At 67.8% G+C, this 22,345-nt stretch carries 23 protein-coding genes; 15 read left to right on the plus strand and 8 right to left on the minus strand.

Going from position 1 to position 22,345, the window contains the following annotated elements:
• Positions 1-273: 273 nt before the first annotated feature.
• The 5 genes from OVA15_RS12495 to OVA15_RS12515 all read left to right on the plus strand — a co-directional run bounded on the left by OVA15_RS12495 (position 274) and on the right by OVA15_RS12515 (position 4,595).
• Positions 274-756, plus strand: coding sequence for a hypothetical protein (locus tag OVA15_RS12495; protein ID WP_268145334.1), 483 nt, complete (start codon positions 274-276; stop codon positions 754-756).
• Positions 753-1,373 (plus strand): hypothetical protein, encoded by a 621-nt coding sequence (locus OVA15_RS12500; protein ID WP_268145337.1) that lies wholly within the window; start codon positions 753-755, stop codon positions 1,371-1,373. Before OVA15_RS12495 ends, OVA15_RS12500 begins: the two co-directional genes overlap by 4 nt.
• 119 nt (positions 1,374-1,492) lie before the next feature.
• Positions 1,493-2,497, plus strand: coding sequence for a hypothetical protein (locus OVA15_RS12505; protein ID WP_268145340.1), 1,005 nt, complete (start codon positions 1,493-1,495; stop codon positions 2,495-2,497).
• Positions 2,494-3,723 carry a transglycosylase SLT domain-containing protein gene (locus OVA15_RS12510; RefSeq protein WP_268145342.1) on the plus strand — a complete coding sequence of 410 codons (1,230 nt, stop codon included), beginning with the start codon at positions 2,494-2,496 and terminating at the stop codon, positions 3,721-3,723. The genes OVA15_RS12505 and OVA15_RS12510 overlap by 4 nt, the downstream gene beginning before the upstream one ends.
• Before the next feature lie 458 nt (positions 3,724-4,181).
• On the plus strand, positions 4,182-4,595 hold the full coding sequence (locus OVA15_RS12515; protein ID WP_268145345.1) for a hypothetical protein: 414 nt from the start codon (positions 4,182-4,184) through the stop codon (positions 4,593-4,595).
• An 85-nt stretch (positions 4,596-4,680) separates the two neighbouring features.
• Here the strand turns inward: OVA15_RS12515 and OVA15_RS12520 are convergent, their stop codons facing one another.
• Complete coding sequence (locus OVA15_RS12520; RefSeq protein WP_144795112.1) at positions 4,681-4,977, minus strand: glutaredoxin family protein; 297 nt, start codon at positions 4,975-4,977, stop codon at positions 4,681-4,683.
• 80 nt (positions 4,978-5,057) lie between these two features.
• A complete protein-coding gene (locus OVA15_RS12525; RefSeq protein ID WP_268145348.1) occupies positions 5,058-5,228 on the minus strand; it encodes a hypothetical protein in 171 nt (56 codons plus the stop codon).
• A gap of 169 nt (positions 5,229-5,397) precedes the next feature.
• On the opposite strand from OVA15_RS12525, the gene OVA15_RS12530 reads away from it, so the two are divergent.
• The 10 genes from OVA15_RS12530 to OVA15_RS12575 all read left to right on the plus strand — a co-directional run bounded on the left by OVA15_RS12530 (position 5,398) and on the right by OVA15_RS12575 (position 14,753).
• Positions 5,398-5,988, plus strand: a complete 591-nt coding sequence (locus OVA15_RS12530) for a hypothetical protein (RefSeq protein WP_268145351.1) — start codon at positions 5,398-5,400, stop codon at positions 5,986-5,988.
• A 74-nt stretch (positions 5,989-6,062) separates the two neighbouring features.
• Positions 6,063-6,455 carry a hypothetical protein gene (locus OVA15_RS12535; protein ID WP_144999092.1) on the plus strand — a complete coding sequence of 131 codons (393 nt, stop codon included), beginning with the start codon at positions 6,063-6,065 and terminating at the stop codon, positions 6,453-6,455.
• A gap of 35 nt (positions 6,456-6,490) precedes the next feature.
• A complete protein-coding gene (locus tag OVA15_RS12540; protein ID WP_268145353.1) occupies positions 6,491-7,477 on the plus strand; it encodes a hypothetical protein in 987 nt (328 codons plus the stop codon).
• Positions 7,478-7,482: 5 nt separating this feature from the next.
• Entirely contained in the window at positions 7,483-9,042 is a 1,560-nt protein-coding gene (locus tag OVA15_RS12545; protein ID WP_268145355.1) for an SCO6880 family protein, read from the plus strand.
• A 2-nt stretch (positions 9,043-9,044) separates the two neighbouring features.
• Positions 9,045-10,583 carry a hypothetical protein gene (locus OVA15_RS12550; RefSeq protein WP_268145358.1) on the plus strand — a complete coding sequence of 513 codons (1,539 nt, stop codon included), beginning with the start codon at positions 9,045-9,047 and terminating at the stop codon, positions 10,581-10,583.
• Positions 10,584-10,595: 12 nt separating this feature from the next.
• Positions 10,596-12,377, plus strand: a complete 1,782-nt coding sequence (locus OVA15_RS12555; RefSeq protein ID WP_268145360.1) for a type IV secretory system conjugative DNA transfer family protein — start codon at positions 10,596-10,598, stop codon at positions 12,375-12,377.
• A 10-nt stretch (positions 12,378-12,387) separates the two neighbouring features.
• Positions 12,388-12,801 carry a hypothetical protein gene (locus OVA15_RS12560; protein WP_268145363.1) on the plus strand — a complete coding sequence of 138 codons (414 nt, stop codon included), beginning with the start codon at positions 12,388-12,390 and terminating at the stop codon, positions 12,799-12,801.
• On the plus strand, positions 12,798-13,274 hold the full coding sequence (locus OVA15_RS12565; protein WP_268145366.1) for a hypothetical protein: 477 nt from the start codon (positions 12,798-12,800) through the stop codon (positions 13,272-13,274). Before OVA15_RS12560 ends, OVA15_RS12565 begins: the two co-directional genes overlap by 4 nt.
• A 17-nt stretch (positions 13,275-13,291) precedes the next feature.
• A complete protein-coding gene (locus OVA15_RS12570; RefSeq protein WP_268145368.1) occupies positions 13,292-14,188 on the plus strand; it encodes a hypothetical protein in 897 nt (298 codons plus the stop codon).
• Positions 14,189-14,273: 85 nt separating this feature from the next.
• Entirely contained in the window at positions 14,274-14,753 is a 480-nt protein-coding gene (locus OVA15_RS12575) for a single-stranded DNA-binding protein (RefSeq protein WP_268145370.1), read from the plus strand.
• Between the two features lie 68 nt (positions 14,754-14,821).
• Here OVA15_RS12575 and OVA15_RS12580 read toward each other — a convergent pair whose 3' ends face one another.
• The 6 genes from OVA15_RS12580 to OVA15_RS12605 all read right to left on the minus strand — a co-directional run bounded on the left by OVA15_RS12580 (position 14,822) and on the right by OVA15_RS12605 (position 22,229).
• Positions 14,822-15,952 carry a hypothetical protein gene (locus OVA15_RS12580; protein WP_268145372.1) on the minus strand — a complete coding sequence of 377 codons (1,131 nt, stop codon included), beginning with the start codon at positions 15,950-15,952 and terminating at the stop codon, positions 14,822-14,824.
• Positions 15,949-16,089, minus strand: coding sequence for a hypothetical protein (locus OVA15_RS12585; RefSeq protein ID WP_268145374.1), 141 nt, complete (start codon positions 16,087-16,089; stop codon positions 15,949-15,951). The genes OVA15_RS12580 and OVA15_RS12585 overlap by 4 nt, the downstream gene beginning before the upstream one ends.
• Before the next feature lie 112 nt (positions 16,090-16,201).
• Positions 16,202-16,693 (minus strand): hypothetical protein, encoded by a 492-nt coding sequence (locus tag OVA15_RS12590; protein ID WP_268145376.1) that lies wholly within the window; start codon positions 16,691-16,693, stop codon positions 16,202-16,204.
• Entirely contained in the window at positions 16,677-20,399 is a 3,723-nt protein-coding gene (mobF, locus tag OVA15_RS12595; protein WP_268145379.1) for a MobF family relaxase, read from the minus strand. The genes OVA15_RS12590 and mobF overlap by 17 nt, the downstream gene beginning before the upstream one ends.
• Positions 20,396-20,953: a hypothetical protein gene (locus OVA15_RS12600; RefSeq protein WP_268145381.1), complete on the minus strand. Its 558-nt coding sequence runs from the start codon at positions 20,951-20,953 to the stop codon at positions 20,396-20,398. The genes mobF and OVA15_RS12600 overlap by 4 nt, the downstream gene beginning before the upstream one ends.
• Positions 20,954-21,335: 382 nt before the next feature.
• A complete protein-coding gene (locus tag OVA15_RS12605) occupies positions 21,336-22,229 on the minus strand; it encodes a LysM peptidoglycan-binding domain-containing protein (protein WP_268145383.1) in 894 nt (297 codons plus the stop codon).
• Positions 22,230-22,345 lie beyond the last annotated feature (116 nt).

Here is a 22,345-nt window from a genome sequence, read left to right on the forward strand (position 1 = left end):
CTGCCCTGGTGACTGTTCGCGGGGAAGCGTGCGCGCTCGGAGCTTGCGGAGAGTGCGTGCGCAGCGGGGTGCAGGGGCGGAGTCCCCTGCCAGCCCCGCGCGCTGCGCGCGCGGGGCGTGGGGGTCCAAGGGGTCGTGCCCCTGGCGCGGGGGTCTGGGGGGGGGGCGGCGGCAGCCCCCCAGGTGGTGACCACAGCAAATCGACACACGCTGGCTCTGTAGATGTCCGATGGGTCGATGTTGGCAACATCAATGAGACCCGAGGAGGCCACGATGGCTGTGCAGACGGAGTTCGAGATCAAGTTCGCGTGCGGACACGAGGAGACGAGGGATCTCAGCGATCGTCCCGCTGGTAAGCGCAAGGGGTTCGCGAACTGGCTGTCCGGGCAGCAGTGCACGGAGTGCTGGAAGAAGGAGAACAAGGGCGAGTACCTGGAGGAGAGGCGGGAGGCTGCTGCTGCGGATGCGCAGAAGCTGGGGCTGCCGGAGCTGGAGGGTACGGACAAGCAGCTGGAGTGGGCCCCGCTGTTCCGAGATTTCGTGGTGAAGAACGCCTTCGAGGAGCTGGTGCGCGGAGATGACGCCGCGATGACGGAGGCCGAGTTCGAGGAGCAGATCATGACGCATGCGCGGATGATCACTCGCGCTGGTTGGTGGATGGACAACTCGGACGCTGAGCCTGAGGATCTGGAGGAACTGGTATCCACGGCTCTGGACGACGAGGAACACTTCAACGTCTCCGAGAACACGCTGTGATCACGATCGAAGCCCAAGTGATTGGAACGGACGGGCGACAGGCACGGGAGCTGACGCTGAGTCGTCCCGGTCTTGCGCATTGGCTGGTGGCTGATGTCGCGGGGTATGTCGCGCAGCGGCACGGGCGCGCTGCCGATGCGGTCTGGCTGCTGGATCTCGACGTGCCGACGGGGCGGGTTGCACCGCAGGGCGTCAGCAAGGTCTTGCAGGGCGTGCTGGTGGATGTGGAGGCTGCCCATGATGCGGTGTTCTCGCAGGTGCTGGCCCAATCTGGGTGGGCGCAGTGGGAGATGCCGCAGTGGAGCCAGCAGTGGGGCGCCACGCTGGAGCAGCTGATGACCGAGGCGCAGCAGGGCTCGCTGTGGGAGGCAGCCATAGCCACGGCGGGAAAGCTGGGTGCGCTGGCGATGCGCGTGGAGCAGGGCCGGGATCGCCTGGAGGAGCTGTCGGGCGTGCCCGTGGATCGCGAGGGCTGGTTCGGGTCGATGGCGTGGTCCCTGGAGCTGTCGCTGCGCCGGCACGTGCGGGAACGGCACCACTGGGCCCTGGACGACGTCGAGCCATCCGTGGCGTTCGAGCTGGGTGGTGAGCCGAAGTTCTGGCCTGAGGGGCCGTAGCGGTAGTTCGTGGGGCTGGAGGGCATTCGAGTGACTCGGGTGTCCTCCAGTTCTATGTCTGGGCAGGACACACGGTGGCTGGGGGTGAAGCGATGACGCCGTGAAGGTGGTGATCGCTAATGCGTGACGAGAACGACGAGACGACCGATCCGCAGGCCCCCGAGCCCGAGGTGACCGAGACGGTCGGCGCGGAGGAGCCGACGCATGGCAAGCGCCCGGGCAGGCTCCGACGGCTGACCTGGGAGTTCTTTCATCCGCCTCATGCGCGGTGGACTGCACCTGGTGAGCAGCGGGCCCGCAGCACGGCGGCGCGGTTGAGTCAGGCACTGGAGCGCTCCAGGGGCAAGCAGCTCCTTGTCGGTGTGGCTGCGCTGGTGCTGGTGATCGTGATGTGCGTGGGGACGTGGGCTGTGCTGCGCCCGGACGGCGAGCCGGCGGTTCCGGCTCCTGAGGAGTCCGGACAGTCTGAGACGTCGGAGCCGAAGCAGGCGCTGCCTGACGGGTCGTCTGGTGCTCAGGAGGAGGCATCTGGGCAGGCTGAGCCGGCGGGGGAGGCATCGCAGCCGGAACCGTCGGGGCGCGAGGCTGATGAGGCTGCGCTGAAGGAGATCAACGCTGGTGATGGGCTGGTCACGGCACGAGACGAGGATGCGGATGATCCGCTGGTGACCGGCGCGCGGTTCCTGCGGTCGCTGCGGTCCACGGACACGACCTCGGACAGCGTCGGCGACTGGTACGAGGCTAGGGATTCGTTCCTGCTGGAGTCTCAGGCGGGTCGTCAGGAGGACTGGGGTGAGGCCGGTGAGCAGGGTGCTGTGTCCTCGGCGGAGGTCTCCTGGGCAGAGATGGATGCCGCGATCGAGGACGGGCGCGGCATCGCCCCGGAGTTCGAGTTCGGCCCGGAGGCGCAGCCGGGGACGCATCTGGTGCAAGTCGGAATGCGTCTGGATCGGCACATCACCGTCGACGGGGATGAGGTGCAGACCCCGTCCGGTGCGCTGATGGAGGCCGTGGTGGTGTGCCCGCCGGCAGGCGGCGTGGATCGGTGCGTGGTGACGCGCTGGGCCGAGGAGCCGAGCGAGTTCGTGAACCTCGCAGATGAGGCCTGGGAGCCGGGCCTGTGAGGGGCACGGTGAAGCGGGCTGGGCTCGGGCTGCTGGTGAAGCTCGTTGGCTGGCCCGTGATGCTGTTCGGCGCGATCGCGATGGTGCTGATGCTGGGCCTGGCCTCGCTGATGCTGTTCCTGGGTGCTGGAGCAGCTGAGGCGAAGGATCAGCACGACACGCAGGCTGCGGCCACGACTGCCGGCAGTACCTGCCAGGTCAATGCTGCCGAGGGCGATGGCGAGGGCGGAGCCCGAGTCGAGGTGCCAGAAGCCTTCAAGCAGCCGGTGAAGGACGCTGCCGAGGTCTCGGGGCTGCCTGAGGAGATCGTGGCAGCACAGATCAACCAGGAGTCCGGTTTCTCTACCTCGGCCAGCAGCCCCGTGGGCGCTCAGGGGCCGGCGCAGTTCATGCCGGACGCCTGGGAGACCTACGGCGAGGGCGGGGACGTCAACGACCCGGCGGATGCGATGGCCGCCTATGGCCGCTACATGAAGCATCTGGTCGAGGTCTCGCAGCCGAAGGCGGACAAGAACGAGGGCGGGCCGGATGCGCTGCGCCTGGCTGTGGCGTCCTACAACGCTGGCGAGGCGGCTCCGGGGCTGGAGGACGGCGAGATCCCGCCTTATGAGGAGACGCAGAACTACGTCAAGACGATCTTCGACGGCGCGCAGGAGGACTACAGCGTCGAGTGCAAGCAGGTCGCCTCGGGCAGCGATGTCTCTGAGGTCGAGCTGGGCGATGGCGAGTGGGCGAAGCCGCTGCCGGGTGGTCAGCACACCTCCGGCTATGGCGCGCGCAACGTCATGCCTGGCTGCGCGCCGGGTGACTACAACATCAGCAACGGCTGCCACGCGAACTTCCACCTCGGGGCGGACATCGCCACGCCGGGGGCCGGCAAGGCGCCGGGCGGCACGGTGGTGTCTCCGACTAAGGCGGAGGTCGTGTGCGTCCCGGATTTCGACGGGATGGTGCAGGTCAAGGTCACCAACGGGGACGACTCCGAGCTGCTGCTGAACTTCATCCATCTCGCCGAGCGCAACGTGAAGGTCGGCGACGAGCTGGAGCGCGGCGACCCGATCGGCGTCGAGGGCAACGAAGGCCAGTTCGACATGAGCACGCACCTTCACTTGGAGGCGATGAAGCCGGGGACCCCGGCCTGCACGCTGCCCTGGGAGCGTGACGACAAGGGAGATCTCTACAACGTGGATCCGGAACCGATTCTGAAAGAGAAGGGAGCGCTGTGATGCGCACGTACACGATGAGGGCCGCAGGTCTGGGAATGGGTGTGGTGGCCGTGCTGCTGCTGGCCGGCTGCGGGGGTGATGGTGAGGACCGCCGGGAGGCTTACGAACCGATCGATCCGGTGTCATCTGAGTCGTCGTCGCCCTCACCGTCGGCAGCGGAGACGTTGGCGGGGGCGGCAGCTTCAGGTGATCCAAATGGATCACCTGAAGCCTCCGCCAGCGCGGGGGCAACCGAGTCGGCAGGTGACCCAAATGGGTCACCTGAGTCGTCGTCCTCTCCGTCGCCGACAGACGAGGAGTCGTTGCCGGAGGGATTCTCGGCGCCTTCGCCCGGCCCGGATGATGTTGCCGGCAATGGGGTGGTGGCCCCGTCTCCGTCGCCGGCAGTGGAGGGTGACGGGCGGGACTTCCCTGGGTTCTCGGACCAGTCCACGGTTGATCGGACGAATGCGCGTGTGGTGGCGATCGAGGCGATGCGGGGCCTGTCGGTGTGGGACACGACGCAGGACACCGCGCCTGGGGATGCTGCTTCTCGAGTCGAGGATCTGGTGACGGCGGATGCGCTGGCTGCCGGGGCTGAGGGCCCGGGGCGATGGGCTCCGCTGTGGTGGCGGCAGGCTACGGCTGCTGGGGCGTGGTCGTCGGCTGAGGTCGATGTGGTGCCGGCGATGCACGAGCTGCCGGAACGCGACGGCGTGGAGTGGGTCACGGTGGACGTCTCCTGGTCTTGGCATGCCTCGGTGGATGAGGTCGTGCCGGAGGGTGGGGCGAAGTCGTGCACCGTGGCGGTCGAGAAGAAGGGCGGGCAGCAGACGGTGACCGCGTTCGACTGCCAGGAGGCCGGATCCTCCGCGGAGGAGTCTTCGAGCTGAGTGGAGCTGCCGAGATACGGATGGGGCCGGGACACCACATGGTGTCCCGGCCCCATCGTCGTCGGCGCAGTGGCCGGTCGTTGCTTCAGCGCTCAGCCTGGGCCTGGGTGGTCGAGGCCGCAGCTGCGGTGGTGACCTCGGAAGGGCTGCGCAGGGCGGCGAGCTGGCTGATCTTGTCGGGGCGGTAACCGGACCAGTGCTGCGCGCCTTCGTCGATCACGACGACGGGGGCCTGACGGTAGCCGAGACCGTCAGTGATGTAGGCGTGTGCCTCGGGGTCGGTGGTGACGTCGCGGGTCGTGAACGTGAGCGAGTGCTTGGTCAGCTGTGCGCGGGTGCGGTCGCACTGAACGCAATCGGGCTTGGTGAAGACGGTGATCACGGGTCTGTCCTCCTGATGGGTCAGCCGACCCCGGGCGGGGCCGGCTGAAGAGTCATCGCGACTGGGGCAGGGGCTGTGGTTCACGCGGTGAGAGTGAGCCAGCCGACGCCAAGGGCGCCGAGGGTGAGCCAACCGGCCTTCGTCGTCAGTGCCCAGGTGGTCAGGCGCAGCCCGGCAACGACGAGACGGGCGCCGGAGAGCAGCATCCAGATCGACGCGACGGTGATCAGCAGCAGAAGCGGGATGCCCATGGCGGTCTCCTCAGGTCGTGGTGGCTACAGCGTGAGCCGGTGCTCAGACATCGCAAGACGGGGCGGCGGTGTGTGAACTACGCGGGAGCTGCCTGTGCCGATGAGTTCTCGGATGGCCGGTTGGACACGGACCCGAGATCGGGGCCGGGCCGGTCGTGAAGGAGGGCGCATGTGGACGTCGAACTCCGGTGAGGCCGTCAGCGGGCTCTCCGGGCTGTCCGGAACGATCCTGGTCTCGTGTCTGATCCTGCTGGTCATCGGCCTGGTCGCAGGTGTGGTGGCCGTGGTCGCGCACAAGAAGGCGCAGCAGTCCGGTCTGGCGGCAGGAGCGCTGGCGCAGGTCGGTCGCGTGGCCTTTGCCGCAGCGGTGATCACCAACGCCGGGGCGCTGGTCATGGCAGGGGCGACTCTCTACTCGGTTCCGAAGGTGGAGGCGCAGAAGGCACCGCCGGTGGAATCGAAGTCGGAGTGCTCCGAGTCGCGTACGGCCACGATCAACGCCGGCGTGTGGGAAGACGAGTTCAACGAGAAGGTCGAGATTCCTGAATTCGATCAGCCGCTTGCCTCGGCTGAAGCCGAGTACTGGCCGGATCCTTCCGAGAACTGCTCCGACAACACCGTGGATCCCTGCCGGATGGTGCACCTCACCGGAACGACTGGTGATGCCGCGAGCATGACCGAACTCGAGAAGGTCGATGAATGGATCCCGCCGAAGGGCGAGTGCGAGGACGGGGAACCGGAGGAGGTGGAGTTCAGCTGAGCCGGCTGATGTGAAGAAACCGACCCGACAAGAACCTGCTGCACGCACTCACTGAATGACGAAGGAGAAAGACCATGAACGACCTGCTGAACCTCGGAATGATCAAGACCAACAACGCCCTGACGAACATCGCTGCGCAGGGTGAGTTCGACCCGGGGGTGTCCGTGCAGTCGGATGCGCCCTTCCTGCCGGCGCTGCGCGATGTGGGCGGCTGGGCGATGGCCGGCGGGCTCGTGCTGATCGTGATCGTCGTCGTCGTCGGCGGCGTGCTGATCGCCACCGGCTACCTGTCCACAGCACCTGGGCAGAAGACGAAGGGCTTCTGGGTGCTGTTGTTCTCCCTGATCGGTGCTGCCGTGATCGCAGGAGCTGGCGCCTGGGTGCGGTTCGGCTCGGGCATGGACCTGACCGGGGCGCAGCCGGGACTGATCAGCACGTCGATGCTCTCGATGCTCGGTTCGCGCTGATCCGGGCCTGAGACAGACCGAAAGGAGGTGGAGTCATGGCTGCGGTGATGATCGGGCAGGACGGGGTCGGGAGCTGGCTCTCCGATGCTTCGAGGGACGGCTTCCAGGCCACGATCGAGCGGTTCGCGGAGGACTCGTGGACGTTCATGAAGGAGGCCTTCGAGGCCAGCAATCTCTCGGATGACTGGTGGGCCGGCGTTGTCGGCGCCGGGGATGATCCCGGGATGCTGCGGGTGATCACCGTGGTCATGGCTCCGATCCTGCTGTCGCTGGTGGCTGTGCAGGTCACCACGGGCGTGTTCCAGTCTCGGACGGACAAGATCGTGCGAGGCGCAGCGGCGGCACTGCTTGCGCTGCCGACGATGATGATCATGGTCACGCTGATCATGTCGGCTGCCTCGGCGATGGACGGGGCCACGAACTTCATTCTGGACGCGAATGGCGAAACGCAGAACATGAGTGGCTTTATGAAGCTGTTCGGGTTCGAGCTGAATGACCAGGGCGAGTTTCAGGAAGTCAATTCTGAATACAACATCTGGCGTGGTGTGGGCGATAACGCGGGAGATTTCTCGCTGATCGTGCCGGCGGGGACGGCGGGTCTGGTGTGGCTGGCGTCGATGCTGCTGTCGTTCATGTTGTCGCTGCGCACGATGCTGCTTGTGGTGCTGGTTGCTTTCGCGGCTGTCGCGGTTTTCGCGCTGGCGCTGGATGCGACGAAGGCGTGGTTCTTCCGCTGGCTGGCGATGGTGGTGGGGCTGCTGATCGCGAAGCCGCTGTCGGCAGCGGTGCTGGTGCTGGGGATCAGCATGTTCCAGTACGCGGCGACGACTCAGCAGTTCATCGCTGCGCTGGTGTGCGTGGTCCTGGCGGCGGTGATGCCGTTGGCGACGATGGCGCTGTTCTCATTCACGGCCACGGCTGCCTCCAGTGGGGCTGACCGCGCGGTGATGGGTGCTGGGGCTGCTGGTGGCCGTGCCGGTGGGCGCGTGGTCCAGCAGGCGACTCGATTCGTGAGGAAGTGAGCAAGATGAGCGAGAAAGTCGATACGGGAGCCGAGGTTCCCGATGTGCAGTTCCCGCGCAGCGGCGGGCAGAAGGCCGTGCTGTGGCTGGACGTGTCCCAGACGGTGACAGCGGCGGTGCTGGCCGGCATCTTCCTGCTGATCGTGGTGCTGGCCTCCACGTTCGGATGGTCGCTGTTCATGCTGGGGCTGCTGATCCTGGACGTGGTGGCGATCTTGGTCACCGTGATCCCGTTCCGGGGCAGGCCTCTGCCGTGGTGGATCAAGCAGCGGGTCCGTGCGCTGCGGCACCAGGGCCAGGGCCAGGATTCCTTCGTTTCGCACGATCCCTCGGCCCGTGAGCTGGAGGCGGATGCTCAGGAGGAGGAGGCTGCGATCGCTGCGGGGATTGAGCCTCCGGTGCGGCTGCGGCTGCCGGGTGAGGCGGCGGAGCTGCGGCTGTATCAGCTGTCGAACGGGTCGGCGATGGTCTGGGATCCGGTGACGAAGACGGCGGCGATGGTCGCCCGTGTAGTCCCACACGGATTCCGGATGGCCGAGCCGGAAGATCAGAACGATGTGCTGGCGAACTGGGCGTCGCTGGTCGACGCGCTGCACAGTGAGCCGGGCGTGCTGGCTGTGCAGGCCTCGGACACGATCACGACGGCATCGGCAGCGGAGATCCGGCAGGCCTACGAACGGCAGGTGGAGCACAGCGAGGAGGCCGGCACTCCAGCAGGGGCCTCGTTGTCGCCGCTGCTGCATAACGACTACTTGAACCTGCTCTCGGGGGATCGGTCCCAGGTTCAGCACGATCACCTGATCGGGGTGACGCTGTCGCAGGAGGGGCTGCGGGATCAGGTCAAGGCCTCAGGCGGAGGCATCAAGGGCATGCTGGCGGTCTGCGCCCGGTTTGAGGATCAGATGGAGGAGCTGATCCGTGAGTGCAGCGTCGATGTCTCGGAGTGGCTGAGCGTGGATCTGCTGGCTCAGGCGCTGCGCCGGGCGCTGGTACCGGATGAGGCCGTGGCGATCGCTGACGGGTCGATCCACGTGACGGCGGCGACGGCGGGGCCGATGGGTGTGGACGTCGAGTGGGACCGGATGCGTGTGGACTCGGCGTGGCACCGCGTCATGGAGGTCGCGCAGTGGCCGACGCGACCGCAGCAGCCCGGGTTCATGCGCTTCCTCAACGGCGCGGACTTCCCGCACGTGGTGACGCAGGCGATCCGTCCGCAGGGCGTGGACGCGGGCATGAAGCGCGTGCAGCGCCGAATGAGCGATCAGCAGTCCGGGGCGATCATGCGCAGCCAGCTCGGGCAGACGGCCTCGATCGTGGAGGGCGCGGTCGAAAGCGATCTGGAGCGCACGAGCGCGGAGCTGCTGGCCGGTCACGGCATGGCGAAGTTCGTGGGCCTGATCGTCGTCTCGGGCGGATCGGCTGACGAGCTCGAACGGAACACGAAGCGGATGATCCAAGGCTCTACACGCGCAGGGTGCGAGCTGCGCACGCTCTACGGACAGCAGTGGGCCGGGTTCCTGGCGGCGGCTCTGCCGCTGGGTCGCAGCATGATCAAGGGGAAGTGACGATGGCTAAGCACAAGTCGCAGGCATTCACGATCTCCTGGGAGGCCGGGGACTGGACTCGGCAGCAGCGCCGGGCTGCCCGGATCGCAGCGCGCAAGGAAACGTCGCGCATCCGGCGGGAGGCGGACGGCGGTGGTGGCCGCAGGCAGGGCGCCTCCGGGCTGGCGAAGCGCACCTGGGGGTCCGGTGGTGAGGCCCGGGCGCGGAATCTGCGGGGCTCCTCGATGATGGAGCGCCCGGAGATCCGTGAGGCTTCGACGTTCACGCTGGCCGGTGCCTACCCGTGGGTTTCGCAGTCGGGTCTGGGCACGGTTCGGGCGTTCATCGGCAACGTGACCGATGGCGGCGGAATGTTCTGTCTGGACCCGTGGGAGGCCTACCAGGAGGGGCTGATCACGGGCATGGCCTGTGTGCTGATCGGCACGGTGGGCACGGGCAAGTCCACGACGACGAAGGCCTGGGTGAAGCGCATGGTTCAAGCCGGGCGTCGGGCGGTGATCATGTCGGACCCGAAGGCTGAATGGGTCATCGTGGCCCGCGCCCTGGTGGCCGAAGGCGTGGATCCGGAGATCACGGTGGGCGTGCAGGGCCGCGTGATCAACCCGCTGGATCCGGGCAAGCGCTCTAGCGGGGTCAGCGATGAGGAGTGGCTGCGGATCGTGCAGTCGCGTCGGTCCTCGATCATGACGACGATCGCGCAGATTCTGGCGAAGCGCCGCCTCGATGGTGATGAGCGCCTGGCACTGACCGAGGCGATTGGTGCTGCCTCGCGAGCCAACGGCGAAGACCTGGAGGCGATGACCTCGCAGACGACGCTGGGGGAGTTGGCTGCCTCGGCGCCGACGATTCCGGACGTGATCCGTGAGCTGTACAACCCGCCTGCCGACGTCGAGGACGTGACGAGCGGGGCTGGGCGGAAGGTCGCGAATCAGCTGCGGCAGCTGGTCGATGGCGACCTGGGAGGCCTGTTCGACGGGCGGTCCACGGTGACGATGGACGAGTCGCTGCCGATGATCGTGTTCAACACGCGTCCGCTGCGGAACCTGCCTGTCGAGGCCCGGAAGATCGCCTCGCAGTGCGTGTCCTCGTGGGCCGAGTCGGTGTTCACGAACCGGGACTCGGGGCAGCGGATCTGCGTGTATGAGGAGGGCTGGGAAACGATGGATGACGAGTCCGCTCTGGAGCGGATGGTCGCGCAGCAGAAGCTGGCCCGCGACTACGGGCTGTTCAACATTCTGATCCTGCACAAGCTGAAGGATCTCTACCGGGCCGGTGATGTGGGCTCGCGCGCCCGTGAGCTGGCGGAGTCGTTGCTGGCCGATACGGACATCCGAGTGATTCACCGGCAGAAGTCCGATCAGCTGCGGGCCACGATGGAGCTGCTGAAGCTCACCGGCTCGGAGGTCGAGGAGGTTTCGCGGGCTCCCAAGGGGCACGCGCTGTGGAAGGTCGGCAGCCTGGAGGGTCGGATCGTGCGCACGGTGCGCACGGATCTGGAGGGCCAGCTGTTCGACACCGATCACGCCATGCGCGCGTCCTGAGGAGGGCTGGTCATGCAGAGCAACGAGGACATGTGGGGCAAGCTCGTCGGCGGGTTGATCGCGATGGTGGTGGCCGTGTGGCTGCTCGTGGTCGTGCTGGCGAGCCTGGTCGCACTCGTGCAGTGCGGACAGCTGCCGCAGCGTCTGGGGCCGGGTGCGGTGCTGGGGCTGTTCCGAGACGGGAAGCAGGCCCTGGCGACGGAGTCGGGCTGCGCGCCGTCGACGACGGCGATGGGCGTGCTGGTGCTCGTGTTCCTGGTCATCGTGGCCGCGCTGGTCGTGACGGGCGTGATCATGTGGCTCCGGTGGCGTGAGTCGGATCGGAAGCTGCTGCTGGACCTGCGCTGGCGGCGCGGGATCGCCAAGGCGCCGGAGGTCCAGCGCAAGGCTGGGCGCAAGGCGCTGATGCAGAAGGCTTCGGTGGTGCGTCCCACGCTGGATGATCCGCAGGCCGAGGACGTGGGCTGGAAGCTGGGATCGTCGCAGGGCCGGGAGGTGTGGGTCTCGTCGGAGGACTCGGTCGTGATCCTGGGTCCGCCGCGCTCGGGCAAGGGATTCTTCATCGCGATCAATGCGCTGCTTGATGCTCCGGGGGCTGTGGTCACGACGTCGACGCGCGGTGACAACGTGCGGGCGGTGTGGGAGGCGCGCAAGAGGATCGGGCCGGTCGCGCTGTTCGATCCGCAGGGGCTGACGAAGTTGCCGACGACGCTGAAGTGGCACCCGGCGCAGGGCTGCGAGTCTGCGATGACGGCTGCGCGTCGGGCGCAGGCGATCGTGGGGGCCTCGTCGATGGGGCAGTCGACGTCGAATCAGGAGTGGGCCGGTGTGGCCACGCAGATCATGCAGTACCTGCTGCACGCGGCGGCGATCGGTGAGGTCGATGCTCCGACGCTGGGCCGGTGGGGAGCTTCCCCGGGGCTGGCTGAGCAGGCGGTGCGGATCCTGAAGGAGTCGCCGGCGGCTGCCGCTGGGTGGGGTGAGGCGCTGGATGCTGAGCTGAACTCGGATCCGAGGATGCTGCCCTCGAAGTGGATGGGCGTCACCTCGGCGACGTCGTCGCTGATGCTGCCGGAGGTCGCTGATGTCCTGAACCCGGCCTGGGGTGAGGGCCTGGAGCCGGAGAAGTTCTTGAAGGACAAGGGCACGCTGTTCCTCGTGGGCACGAAGTCCGGCGGCGGGGCGGCTGGTCCGATGCTGATGGCGCTGATGGATGCGATCACGTGGGCAGCGCGAGATATGGCGATCAGTCTGCCGGGGAACCGGCTGGATCCGCCGCTGTCGCTGATCCTGGACGAGATCGCGAACATGGCGGCATGGCGGGAGCTGCCGACGATCATGTCCGACGGCGGCGGTGTGGGGATCTCCACGCTGGTCATCCTCCAGTCGCCCGGACAGGCTCGGGCTCAGTGGGGCCAGTACGAGACGGAGCAGATCCTGGGCTCGGCCACGGTGACGGTTCAGCTGGGCGGCTCCAGCGGTGCGGATGATCTGGGCCGGTTCGTGTCCCTGGCGGGTCAGCGGAAGATCACCGATCAGTCACGGACGTCGAGCGATTCCGGGGTGTCGGTGGCTGAGCAGTCTCGGCAGGACGATGTCGTGACGGTCTCGGAGCTGCGCCGGCTGCCGACGGGTACGGGGTTCATGCTGAAGGCCAATGTGCGTCCGGTGGTCGTGACGATGTCGCGGTGGACACAGCGCAAGGACGCCGCCGAGATCAAGGCCGCGATCGCGCGGTTCGACAAGCGGCTGGCGAAGGCGCTGACCTCGGGCGCTGAGACCGTGGGCCGGTGACGACGTGGGCATGTCGCTGGGTCGGCGCGGGGATGCCACCTACACGCGCGGATATCTGCGGTCGCCGGCATGGTTCGCGCGCCGTCGGGAGTGGTTCCGGTCGGTGGAGCAGCGCCGTCAGGTCGTGATGTGCCTGGTCTGCCGGGCGGAAGGGCCGGTGGATCTGCACCACACGTCCTATGACGGTGTGCGCCAGGAGCCGTCCGGGGCATGGGTGGCCGGTGAGGCCGACGAGGACCTGATGCCGCTGTGCCGTGGCTGCCATGAGGATCTGCACCGCGAGCTGGACCGTCGTCGTCGGGACTTCTGGGGATGGGACCGGCGACGCGCCTCGGCGGTCATCGTGATCGGGCTGCGACGGGCCAGGCTAGGGACTGATCGGATAGCAGCGTCGAAGGGACGACGAGGGTGGACGAACCGATGAGCAGTGCTGAGGGGCCGCAGTGCCGGATCTGCGGGCATGCGACCGAGCCGGCACGACGGCTGTGGCAAGTCCGGTGGGAGGGGCAGGTGGTGTGGCTATGCCAGGAGCATCTGGATCTGGTGCGTGGGGTCCAGGAGCCGGACGAGGAGCACCTGGCGGCGGTGAAGGATCAGCTGCGTGAGGAGCTGCTTCCGGTGCTGCTGGAGGCGCTGCGCGACGGGACGCTGAATCTGCCGGAGCCCTCGGAGTCGTCGAGCTCGATGGGGCGGACCTGTTCGGTGTGCATGCGCGGTGATGAGCCCGGGCTGCCGCTGGTCGAGCAGACGATCGCCGATGAGGTGGTGCTGCTGTGTTCGGAGCATGACTGGGCCGTGCGGTCGCGGGCGCAGCGTGAGGGCTGTACCTGGGAGGAGGCGCTGAACTACGTGCGCCGGGTGGTCCTCGATGCCTATCTGGGAACAGAGGACGATTAGGGCCAGGAGGGGCGACGATGAGCGCTCAGGAGCAGGGAGCGACGCCGGAGGAGGCGCCGAAGGCGACGACGTCGCTGTGGGACACGCTCTCGGCAGCGGAGCCGGAGGCCGAGGCGCAGCAGTACGAGGACGCCGCGGTGAGCGAGGCCGAGGAGGACATGGGGGACGTGCCGCCGTGGTTGGCGACGCGATGGCGGGATCTGCCTGAGGAGTCCATGGGCGAGATCTGGGCGTGGCTGCGCGGCTGGGTGGACTGGCTGGTGGTGGCGCACCGGATTCCGCAGGACGAGATCCCGGCGTGCTGGTTCCGTCATCAGGACATCGTCGAGGAGCTGTGGGCTGCTGCCGGCGCGGAGGCTCAGGCGTGGGAGGCGACGACGCCGACGATGATGCCGATGACGGCCTGGCACTTCCATCTGCGGATGATGCGGGATCGGCTGAAGGGCTGGGCGAAGGAGTGCGTGGCGAACAAGGGGCATGTGCCGGCGCGGTCCTATGTGCCGGGCTGGGGACCGGGGACGCTTCCGGTGGATGAGGCGGATTGGGCTGCGCATCTGGCGGAGGTTCGTGATGTGCAGCCGGTCGATGCGGAGCCCGAGGACGGGATCGCGATGTGGCGGATGTGCGCGACGGACGAGTCCGGGACGGTCGTGCGCTCGGAGGCCGTGGAGATCGGCACGGCGGCGAGGCTGAGCCCGGTGAAGATCCTGGGCCCGGCACGTCGCGGCACCTCCAGCGAGGGCAGCATTCTGCTGGGCGCGACGGTGGAGGCCGGCGGTGGAGCGATCGGCAGCACCTGGTGGGAGTCCTCGGTGGACGGCGGCAGCACCTGGGAGACGGCACCGGGTTCCGAGGTTCGACGGGGCCCGGACGAGTCCGTGGCTGGTGACGATGACGACGAGGACGAGGGCTGATCGGCTCCCATACGTCGGGCTGACGGGCTGCGATGACAGGGTGACGGGCCCTGCTTCGTGGGCCCGACGATGAGAGGAGCAGGACATGGCCGTGAACCACAGGAACTTCAACGTCGCCGGGAATCTGACGGCGGACCCCGAGCGGATCACGACGCAGTCGGGGGAGCAGCCGACCGTGTTCGACCTGGCGCAGAACACGCGAGTCCGAGATGCCGGCGGCAACTGGACCGATGGCGAGACGAACTACTACAGCGTGGGGATCTCGAACGAGCGCCTGGGGCAGAACGTGCTCTCGTCGCTGCATAAGGGCGATCGCGTGAATGTGGAGGGCACCCTCCAGTCGAGCCCGTACGTGCGCGGCAACGGGGAACCGGGGCTGAACCACCGGATCTTCGCTGACGACGTCTCGCCGTCGCTGCGGTGGCACACGGCGTCTCCGCAGCCCGACGGGCAGTCCGCGCAGCGTTCGGCTTCGGCGGCCCCGGCATCTTCGAGCGCTGCTGACGCGGCGCCGGTCGAGAGCTGGGCGACGGCGCAGCCGGGCAGCGGCGGCATGTCGCGCTGAGCCGGACTTGGGCATGAGGAAGGGGCCGCTGACGATCGAATCGTCAGCGGCCCCTCCTCCTCGGTGGTTCAGCTCATGCCCGGGTTGCTTGGCCCGGTGGTCGGCGGCAGATCCTCAGGGCGAGGGACCGGAGACGGCGTCGTGGGCTTCGACGGCAGGGTCTGGGCCGGTCTCTGCGGGCCGGGGCGGTCCTGCTGCCAGAGGGCGTCGCGCTGGGCGGGGACGCCTTCAGTGAGGAGGCGTTCCTGTCGGTTGCTCATCGCGGTCTGGAATCGCTGGGGATCGGTGACTCCGGCAGCGAGGGCGTCGATGATGATCAGCTCCTTGCTGCTGGGGCCCTTCTCGTCGATCTGGGGTCGCAGGGCTCGCAGGGGCTGGGTGTTCTTCTGCTGGGCGAAGGCGGAGAGAGCGAGGGGGCTGGCGATCGCCTGTTGGTCCTGCGGTGGGGCCTGGACGTAGAGGCGACGCAGCTCGTCGGACATGGCCGGTGTCTGGGAGGTGATGGCGGCCATCATCACGCGCTCCTGGGTCCAGCCGGTGTCATCGGTGCTGAGCAGGGCTGCGAGCCGGCTGCGTGTGGTCTCGACGTCGTCGGTGTTGCCGTGGGCGAGATCGTTCAGCATCTCGACAGCGACCTCGGCGCGCTTGGACGGCGGAGCGGCCTGGAGCCTGGCTCGTTCGTGGTCAGGCAGCGGGGGGAAGCCGGGGACGGGGTCGGGTGACCAGGTGCGGTCGCTCATCTGGCGGGAGGCCGACGGCTGCTGGGTTCCCATGGCGGTCATCTGGGTGGAAACGTCGGCTGGGGCCCCGATCTTCGTCCATGGCGTGTTCTCCGTGCGGGCGGCGACCTCGGCTCCGTCGTTGTGCAGGGTGATGACCTCGGCGCCGTTGGGCAGCTCAGGTCGGAGGCCGTCGGTGAGTCGGTCAGCGAGCACATCGCCGGCGTCACCGTGGCCGATGACGAACACGACTGGGGTGGTGTCCCCGTTGGTGGCCATGAGCTGACGGGCCGTGTACCTGGCGGACTCCTCGAAGTCGGCGGGCGCGATCTGGTCCATGGGGACGATGGCGCTGGAGGAGATCTGCATCGCGTCGTCTCGCTCGGCGAAGGTGAGCACAGCGACGTCGTCGCGGGCCATCTCGTAGCCGGCGATCCAGGGAGGCAGCGCAGCGATCTCGTTGAGAGCATCAGCCTTCATGCCTGAATCGCCTCCGGGTCGATGGTGATGTCGAGTTCAGGTGAGTGGATGAAGTGGACAGCTTCCAGCGAGACAGGGGCGGGATCGAAGGACTCGAAGATCTCTTCAGGCCAGGAGGAATCTTCGTGCTGAGACATGGGTACTCCTGTGGACGAGTCTGGCAGGGGCCCGCTTGGGCCCCTGCCAGGGATTGTAGAGATCTGGTGTTGCGTGATGTGAGGCTGTGGAAACCTCAGGTGGCCGTGATGATCACCGGTCAGAGAGCCACATGAAGAGGCCGACGAGTCCGGCGAAGACCATGATTATGCCTGCGGTCTCCCATCCGATCGGGATGTCGGCGAAGCGCCTGGCGAGGCGATCGGCACCCAGCGCGAGGCAGGGGGCGAGGATGGCAGAGACGTAGGACAGCGGATGGACATCACGGGCCCGGATGAACCACCACAGCGCGACGACGATGCTGCCGATCACAACGAGCCACCCGGCCCAATCCGGAGGCAGATGGCGCAGGACCAAGTGCAGCGGCCACATCGCGTAGGTGAACGTGAGGAGATTGGCGATCACGGCAAGACCCGAGTCGGTGTCGCGCCGAGCGAGGCTGCTGACGAGCGTGGAGAGCGCGAAAGCGAAGATGGTGAGGATGATCATGCCGATCCACGCCCAAACGCCCCAATTGTCGAGATAGTTCAGGACAGGGGTATTTCCGAGAATGTCGACGCGGGGATTGTCATTGGAAAGCGGCATTGGAGATTCCTTTCTCGCCGCAGCGGATAGGTTCAAGGCGGCGCAGTCGCCTTCTGGTTGGGGCAAACTGTACGGGAGCCGCTGAGGGGAGTGGGCCGGTCAAGCTGCGGTTGGGCCGTCGGGGCTGGAATTTCGATTGGTATATGAGTCGAATGTCTGATGCTGTGAATTTTTTCCGATGGGCGTGTCGGGGGCATAGGGCTCTTGGGCGGTTCGTGGGGTGCTCGGCGAGCTGAGGCGTGCGTGGGCCGAGTCGTAGGCCTCGGCAGCTCGTTGGTCCTTGGGGCGTGCGTCTGGCAGTGGCTGGGTGGGGGTTTTCCCACCCGCTGATCTGCCGGGCCAGGAGGACGGAGTCGACGGTCTCGGATGGGTAGTGGTCGAGGGTCAGTCGCCAGGGCTCATCGGCGGTCTGTGCTCGCAGCGTCGCGAGCCGGTCGTCGATCTTGGTGACGAGCTGCTGAACGGTCGCCGTCTCATCTGGAGTCTCCGGGACAGGCAGCCGTAGTGACCCGTGGACTCGTTGGGCATCGGTGCCGGCGGGTTGTGCGTGGAGGGTGGAGAGAGCTTCGCGGGGTGCGTCGGGGACTTCGGTGGGAAGGTCTCGACCGGCGGCGACGGCGTTGACGATGGCGGGCCAGTGCTCGGAGTTCGCCCATGCGTCAGCGATCTCGGACCCGTGGGCGTCGCGGACCCATTGGACGGTCTGTCGGGTGGCGATGGCCTGACCGGTGTAGCGCAGCTCGTCGGTGAGTCGGGTGAGGTCGTTGTCCCATCCGTGGGCGTGGTCGCGGACCTCATGGGCAGTCAGCTCCGTGTCCGTGCGGTCCAGGACTCGGCAGAGCTGGTCCTTGGCCGTCTGCGGGGTGAGGCGGTGGAGCAGCTGCCACGGGTCGGGCGACTCGTCATCCGGTGCCGGCGGGGGCAGCACAGCGGTGTTCGAGTGCTTGCCGCGCGTCATGGAGACGTAGAAGGTCTCTCGCGAGGTCTGGTTCGGATCGACAGCGGTGATCGCACGATCGACGGTGACGCCCTGGGCACGGTGGGCGGTGGAGGCGTAGCCGAGCTGAGTGTTCTCGAGAACGGTGTGCGGGAGGTGGACGGTCGCGCCGTTGTCTCGCGTGGCTTCCAGCGTGCCGTCGTCGTTCAGGGCGGTGACGGTGAGGAGGTCACCGTTCTTGATGAAGTCGCCCTGGTCGTCGAGCACCAGACGCTCGTTGCGGCGGGTGAGGATGCGGTCGCCGAGCCCGGCCACGGAGTCTCCGGAGAGAGCGACGGTGGTGGTGTGGTCGATCTCCCCGGTGCTGCGCAGCAGGTCTTGGGCCTGGAGGTTGAGGCGGTCGACGGATCCTTGGGAGGCCGACAGCAGCAGCGCACTGCCTTGGGCACGGGCTTCGGCCCACTGGTCGAAAGCAGTGGCTTCGACGGCTTCGGGCTCGTCGACCTGGGTGATCCGGTTGTGGTCGAGCAGCGGGTCGATGGCGTCGTGCTCGCCTTGGCGCAGGGCGAGGGAGTTGCCGGCTTCCCAGTCGTTCTTGAAGCGCCAGACGGATTCGAGGGTGGCTGCGGTGACGTTGGGCTGGTCCTGGTGGCGTTCGATCCAGCCGAGGGTGCCGCCGGCCTCGATGGCTCCGAGCTGGGACGGGTCTCCGACGGCGACGATTCGGGCACCGGCGGTCTCGGCTTGTGCGCGTAGCCGATCGAGGGAGTGAGTGCCTGCCATGGAGGCCTCGTCGACGATGACCATCTGGCCGGGGCGCATCTGGTAGCGGTCCTGGGTGGTCTCCAGCTCGGTCAGCGTGGCGTTGAGCCGGCGCAGCGTGCGCTGCTGCTGAGCGGTGGGGGTCTCCGGCAGCTCGTCGAGCAGGCGGGTCATCTGCTGGCGGGTGGTGTGGATCTTGTTGAGTCGGTTGGTGGCGCCGGGGCCTTCGGATTCCCAGAGCCATTTGGAGACGTTGTCGGTCGGGACGTCGATCTCCTTGCCGAGGACTGAGGCCGCGACTGCGGAGGGTGCGAGGCCGACGATGCTGCCGGGGCCGTGTTCGTCCTCCCAGATCTGCCGCAGCGCGGACAAACAGGTGGTCTTGCCGGTGCCGGCGGGTCCGATGAGCGCAGACAGGGACTGATCGGAGGTGGCCAGACGCAGCGCAGCCTCACGCTGGTCTGGGGCCAGGGAGTGGCCGTTTCCGACCGTGACGGCATCGAGGATCTGTTCGGCGCGCTGTCGATCGGTAATGGACGGTGCCCCGGTGTTCGTGGCTGCGGCGATCAGGCGCTCCTCAGCCGAGAGCTGGTCCTGGGTGGCGTAGGAGGCTGAGTCGTTGAAGGCGTGATCGCGACCGGAGCTGAGCCCGGGCTGCGCGGTGGAAGAGTGCTGGAAGCGGGTGGGGGTCAGGCGCACGGTCTGGTCGAGGGCCTGATCAGTGAGCTGGTCGAGGAGTCGATCGCGCTCCTCGGCGCTATGGCAGCGCACAGCGGCCAGGGAACGGGAGATCTCGGCGTGGACGTTGGCGCGGGTGAAGGTGGTGCGCTGCGCCGCGACGGCGGTGACTGCTCGTGAGGCGATCTCCTCCAGGGTCTCGGGCTGCGGGTCAGAGGCTGCGGTGATGGTGGGCTCGTGGCCCGTGGCGGCGGAGACGACGTCATGGGCGGTGTGGCCGAGAGCGGATGCCTGGAGCCGCCAGTCGCTGGACTTCTCATCCAGGGATCGGAGGCTGTCGGGATCCTTGGCGGTGCGGGTCGTGAGCGTGGCCTGCTGCCGCAGCTGAGCGAGATCGTGGCCGGAGGGTGCTGTCCCGTGGTCGGCTTCCCACTGGGCGATCAATCGGTCGGTCTCGGCCTCGATCACGCGGGAACGGGAGGAGAACGCGTCGATGAGTTCGTCGGGGACGCCGGCGAGTTCGATGCGTGCGTTCCGATCCGCGACGGTGAGGCCGTCGTGGTCCTGGGCCGGTTCGCCACGGACTTCGGCTTGGGTACCGAGAGTGCGGGCGAGTTCGTCGAAGAGGATCCCGTTGAAGCGCTCGGAGGCTGCCACCACGTTCTTGTGCAGTGCGACGGAGTCCAGGGTGGTCCAGGCGCCGTCGGAGGCGCGTTGGACACGGTTAGCGATCACGACGTGGGTGTGCAGCTGTGGGTCGCCAGCTCGGGAGTCCCAGTGGTCGAAGGCGGTGGCGATGAGTCCTCGGGTGGCGACCTTGGCGACGCCGGCATGGCCGGCTCGGGTCTGGATGACCCGGTCGTCGAGCCAGGACAGCGAGTCGTCGATCGCGCGTCGGTGGGCGGCGTGTACTGCTGCCTTGGTCTGGTCATCGGCCATGGCCCACAGCACGGAGACGGACTTCGGCACGGAGAAGGTGAGATCGAACCCGGCAACGGACACGCGCTCGGACTTGGCGTCCTTGCCGGCAGCGGTCTTCGCTCCGGCAGGAGCTTGCTGCTTGGCGATCGGTGCCCTGCCGAGTCGTTCGCCGGTCTCGGGGTGAGCGGAGTCCTCGAGGAGTCGGCGTGCTGCTCGGGAGGTGACGCGGGTGCCGGGGTCGATGCCGAGGCCGGCGGTGCCGGCACCGATCCAGCGTCCGGGAGGGGCACCGGCCTCGGTGTAATAACGGGTGAGGTCGCGGCTGCCGGTGCCGGCAGGGGCAGCATCCCCGATGGCAACCTGCTCGATGTAGTAGCTGACGGACATCTTGGAGATGGAGACGGTCATCGGGTGGTCCTTCCGGAGTTGCCGGGACGAGCTGCCGGGCGAGCGGCAGGTCGGTTCTTGCGGGGCGGGGTCTTTGCCGTTGCCGGCTGGGGCTCAGCGGCAGGGGCTTGCCGTTGCCGCTGGTAGGTCGTGAGGACTTCTTGGTCGAGACCGGCAAGCGGCACGTTCGAACCGGCAGCTTGCCGGGCGATGCCCACGGCGAGTGCTTCCCATTGCCGGCGGATCTCGCGCGCTGCCGTCAGCTCGGGAGAGGTCTGCCGGACGGTCTGCCGCAGCCGTTCGACCTCGGCGACGTGCTGCCGGACGGTCTCGTGGGCCTCGATGACCTGGTCCTGAAGCGAGGCGTTCTTGGCCCGCAGCCGATGCTGGTCCTTTCCGACGGAAGCAATGGCCCGATCAGCGCGACGTCTCTCGGAGGCAGCCTCGGCCTCCAGCTCACGCATCCGACGACGGTCAGCATCACGTCCGGCACGCAGCCGGGCGATCGTGCGCTCCTTGCCGACGAGCTGGCGGTGGCGCTTGCGCAGCTCGAAGTCCGGAGCGACAGGGCTCACGGTCGCGGGAGGGTCGGACTCTGGCTGGCCGCGCCGACGGCGTCCGGCAGCGCGTTGCTGGCAACGCAGGGAGCAGAAGCGGCGGTTGGGCCGGGCGTCTTCGGGCAGCCGGTCCTGGCAGACGGCGCAGTGCGTGGAAGGGCTCATAGAGGCTTATCGCGCGGCGTGCCGTTGACGTATGTCAACGGCAGTGCACCTTGGTGCCAGAGGTGTGTGCAGGTATTTGTCTTGAATCCTGTTGAGGCAGGCTGACTCCCCTGGGGGTCTTGGCCTGCTGTTGCGGGCTGGGTCTGACTGTCCGGCCTTCGTTGCCTGGGCATGGCTCAGCCCCTCCAGCAGGGGGGCCTGGAGGGGCTGAGGTCTAAGGGGGCCTATCTGTGGGTCACAGCAGGCGGAGGGTGATCTCCTGCCCGGGGTAGATCAGGTCCGGGTCCTGGATCACGTCGCGGTTCAGCTCGTACAGGGCCTGCCATCCGCCCTCGATGTCGTAGCGCTCGGCGATCTCGGACAGGGTGTCGCCATCAGTGACGATGTACTGATCCTTGCCGTTGTCGAACGAGGACGGGTCCGCGGGGGCCCTACCGGGATCATCCGTCAGGGGCTGCGCCGGAGCCATGAAGATCTCCGGTGTCGCCTTGGTTGCCGGTGCCGGAACCGGTGCGGCCGACGGAACGGTGCCGGTGCTCGGAGCGGGTGCCGGTGCCGGACCGCGCTGCGGCAGGACTGGAGTTGCCGTTGCCGGTGCCGCTGCTGCCGGTGCAGCCGCCGGAGCGGTTGCCGGGGCCGGAGTCGGGCGCGGTGCCGGCTGGGCAGCCGGTGCCGCTGCCGGAGCGGTGGCGACGGGAGCAGGAGCCTGGGGAAGCTGCGGTGCCGGCTGCTCGACGGGTGCCGCCGGTGCCGGCTGGGCGACAGGTGCCTCAGCCTTCGGTGCCGGCTGGGGTGCCGGTGCCGGCTGCTCGGCAGGTGCCTCGGGCTCGAGCTCGGGTGCCGGCTCCTCAGCGGGTGCTTCCGGCTCCTCCACGGGATCCTCGGGCTCGGGCTCGGGTGCCGGCTCCTCGACGGGTGCTTCCGGCTCCTCCACGGGATCCTCCGGCTCCGGCTCGTCGACTCCGGGGTCGATCTGACCGGAGTCGACGGGGTCGGAGGGCTCCGTGGTGGTCCCCGGGTCGATGGGGAGGTCGATCGAGTCGTCAGCGGTGGCCGGCGTGATGGCGGTGAGCCCGACGATGGGAGTGATCGTCAGGGCTGCGAGGACGGTGCGGACGCGGGTGTTCATTTCCGGGCTCCTTCTGTAGCGGTCGTGGTCGTTGTGGTGTTGGTCGGAAGGGTGGGCCCCTTGGGGTCGAGCTGAATGATCTCGGTCAGGCCCTCGGAGGCCAGGGCAGGCGATGC

Origin of the sequence: Kocuria sp. SL71, assembly GCF_026672465.1 — a bacterium.
Classification (GTDB): domain Bacteria; phylum Actinomycetota; class Actinomycetes; order Actinomycetales; family Micrococcaceae; genus Kocuria; species Kocuria palustris.

Excerpts from the sequence above, each read along its gene's own strand:
- mobF (WP_268145379.1), bottom strand. The coding sequence starts at position 20,399 with ATGACCGTCTCCATCTCCAAGATGTCCGTCAGCTACTACATCGAGCAG.
- OVA15_RS12540 (WP_268145353.1), top strand. The coding sequence starts at position 6,491 with ATGGCTGCGGTGATGATCGGGCAGGACGGGGTCGGGAGCTGGCTCTCC.
- OVA15_RS12495 (WP_268145334.1), top strand. The coding sequence starts at position 274 with ATGGCTGTGCAGACGGAGTTCGAGATCAAGTTCGCGTGCGGACACGAG.
- OVA15_RS12555 (WP_268145360.1), top strand. The coding sequence starts at position 10,596 with ATGCAGAGCAACGAGGACATGTGGGGCAAGCTCGTCGGCGGGTTGATC.
- OVA15_RS12580 (WP_268145372.1), bottom strand. The coding sequence starts at position 15,952 with ATGAAGGCTGATGCTCTCAACGAGATCGCTGCGCTGCCTCCCTGGATC.
- OVA15_RS12530 (WP_268145351.1), top strand. The coding sequence starts at position 5,398 with ATGTGGACGTCGAACTCCGGTGAGGCCGTCAGCGGGCTCTCCGGGCTG.
- OVA15_RS12535 (WP_144999092.1), top strand. The coding sequence starts at position 6,063 with ATGAACGACCTGCTGAACCTCGGAATGATCAAGACCAACAACGCCCTG.
- OVA15_RS12545 (WP_268145355.1), top strand. The coding sequence starts at position 7,483 with ATGAGCGAGAAAGTCGATACGGGAGCCGAGGTTCCCGATGTGCAGTTC.
- OVA15_RS12565 (WP_268145366.1), top strand. The coding sequence starts at position 12,798 with ATGAGCAGTGCTGAGGGGCCGCAGTGCCGGATCTGCGGGCATGCGACC.
- OVA15_RS12605 (WP_268145383.1), bottom strand. The coding sequence starts at position 22,229 with ATGAACACCCGCGTCCGCACCGTCCTCGCAGCCCTGACGATCACTCCC.
- OVA15_RS12525 (WP_268145348.1), bottom strand. The coding sequence starts at position 5,228 with ATGGGCATCCCGCTTCTGCTGCTGATCACCGTCGCGTCGATCTGGATG.
- OVA15_RS12575 (WP_268145370.1), top strand. The coding sequence starts at position 14,274 with ATGGCCGTGAACCACAGGAACTTCAACGTCGCCGGGAATCTGACGGCG.
- OVA15_RS12560 (WP_268145363.1), top strand. The coding sequence starts at position 12,388 with ATGTCGCTGGGTCGGCGCGGGGATGCCACCTACACGCGCGGATATCTG.
- OVA15_RS12585 (WP_268145374.1), bottom strand. The coding sequence starts at position 16,089 with ATGTCTCAGCACGAAGATTCCTCCTGGCCTGAAGAGATCTTCGAGTCC.
- OVA15_RS12505 (WP_268145340.1), top strand. The coding sequence starts at position 1,493 with ATGCGTGACGAGAACGACGAGACGACCGATCCGCAGGCCCCCGAGCCC.
- OVA15_RS12590 (WP_268145376.1), bottom strand. The coding sequence starts at position 16,693 with ATGCCGCTTTCCAATGACAATCCCCGCGTCGACATTCTCGGAAATACC.
- OVA15_RS12570 (WP_268145368.1), top strand. The coding sequence starts at position 13,292 with ATGAGCGCTCAGGAGCAGGGAGCGACGCCGGAGGAGGCGCCGAAGGCG.
- OVA15_RS12550 (WP_268145358.1), top strand. The coding sequence starts at position 9,045 with ATGGCTAAGCACAAGTCGCAGGCATTCACGATCTCCTGGGAGGCCGGG.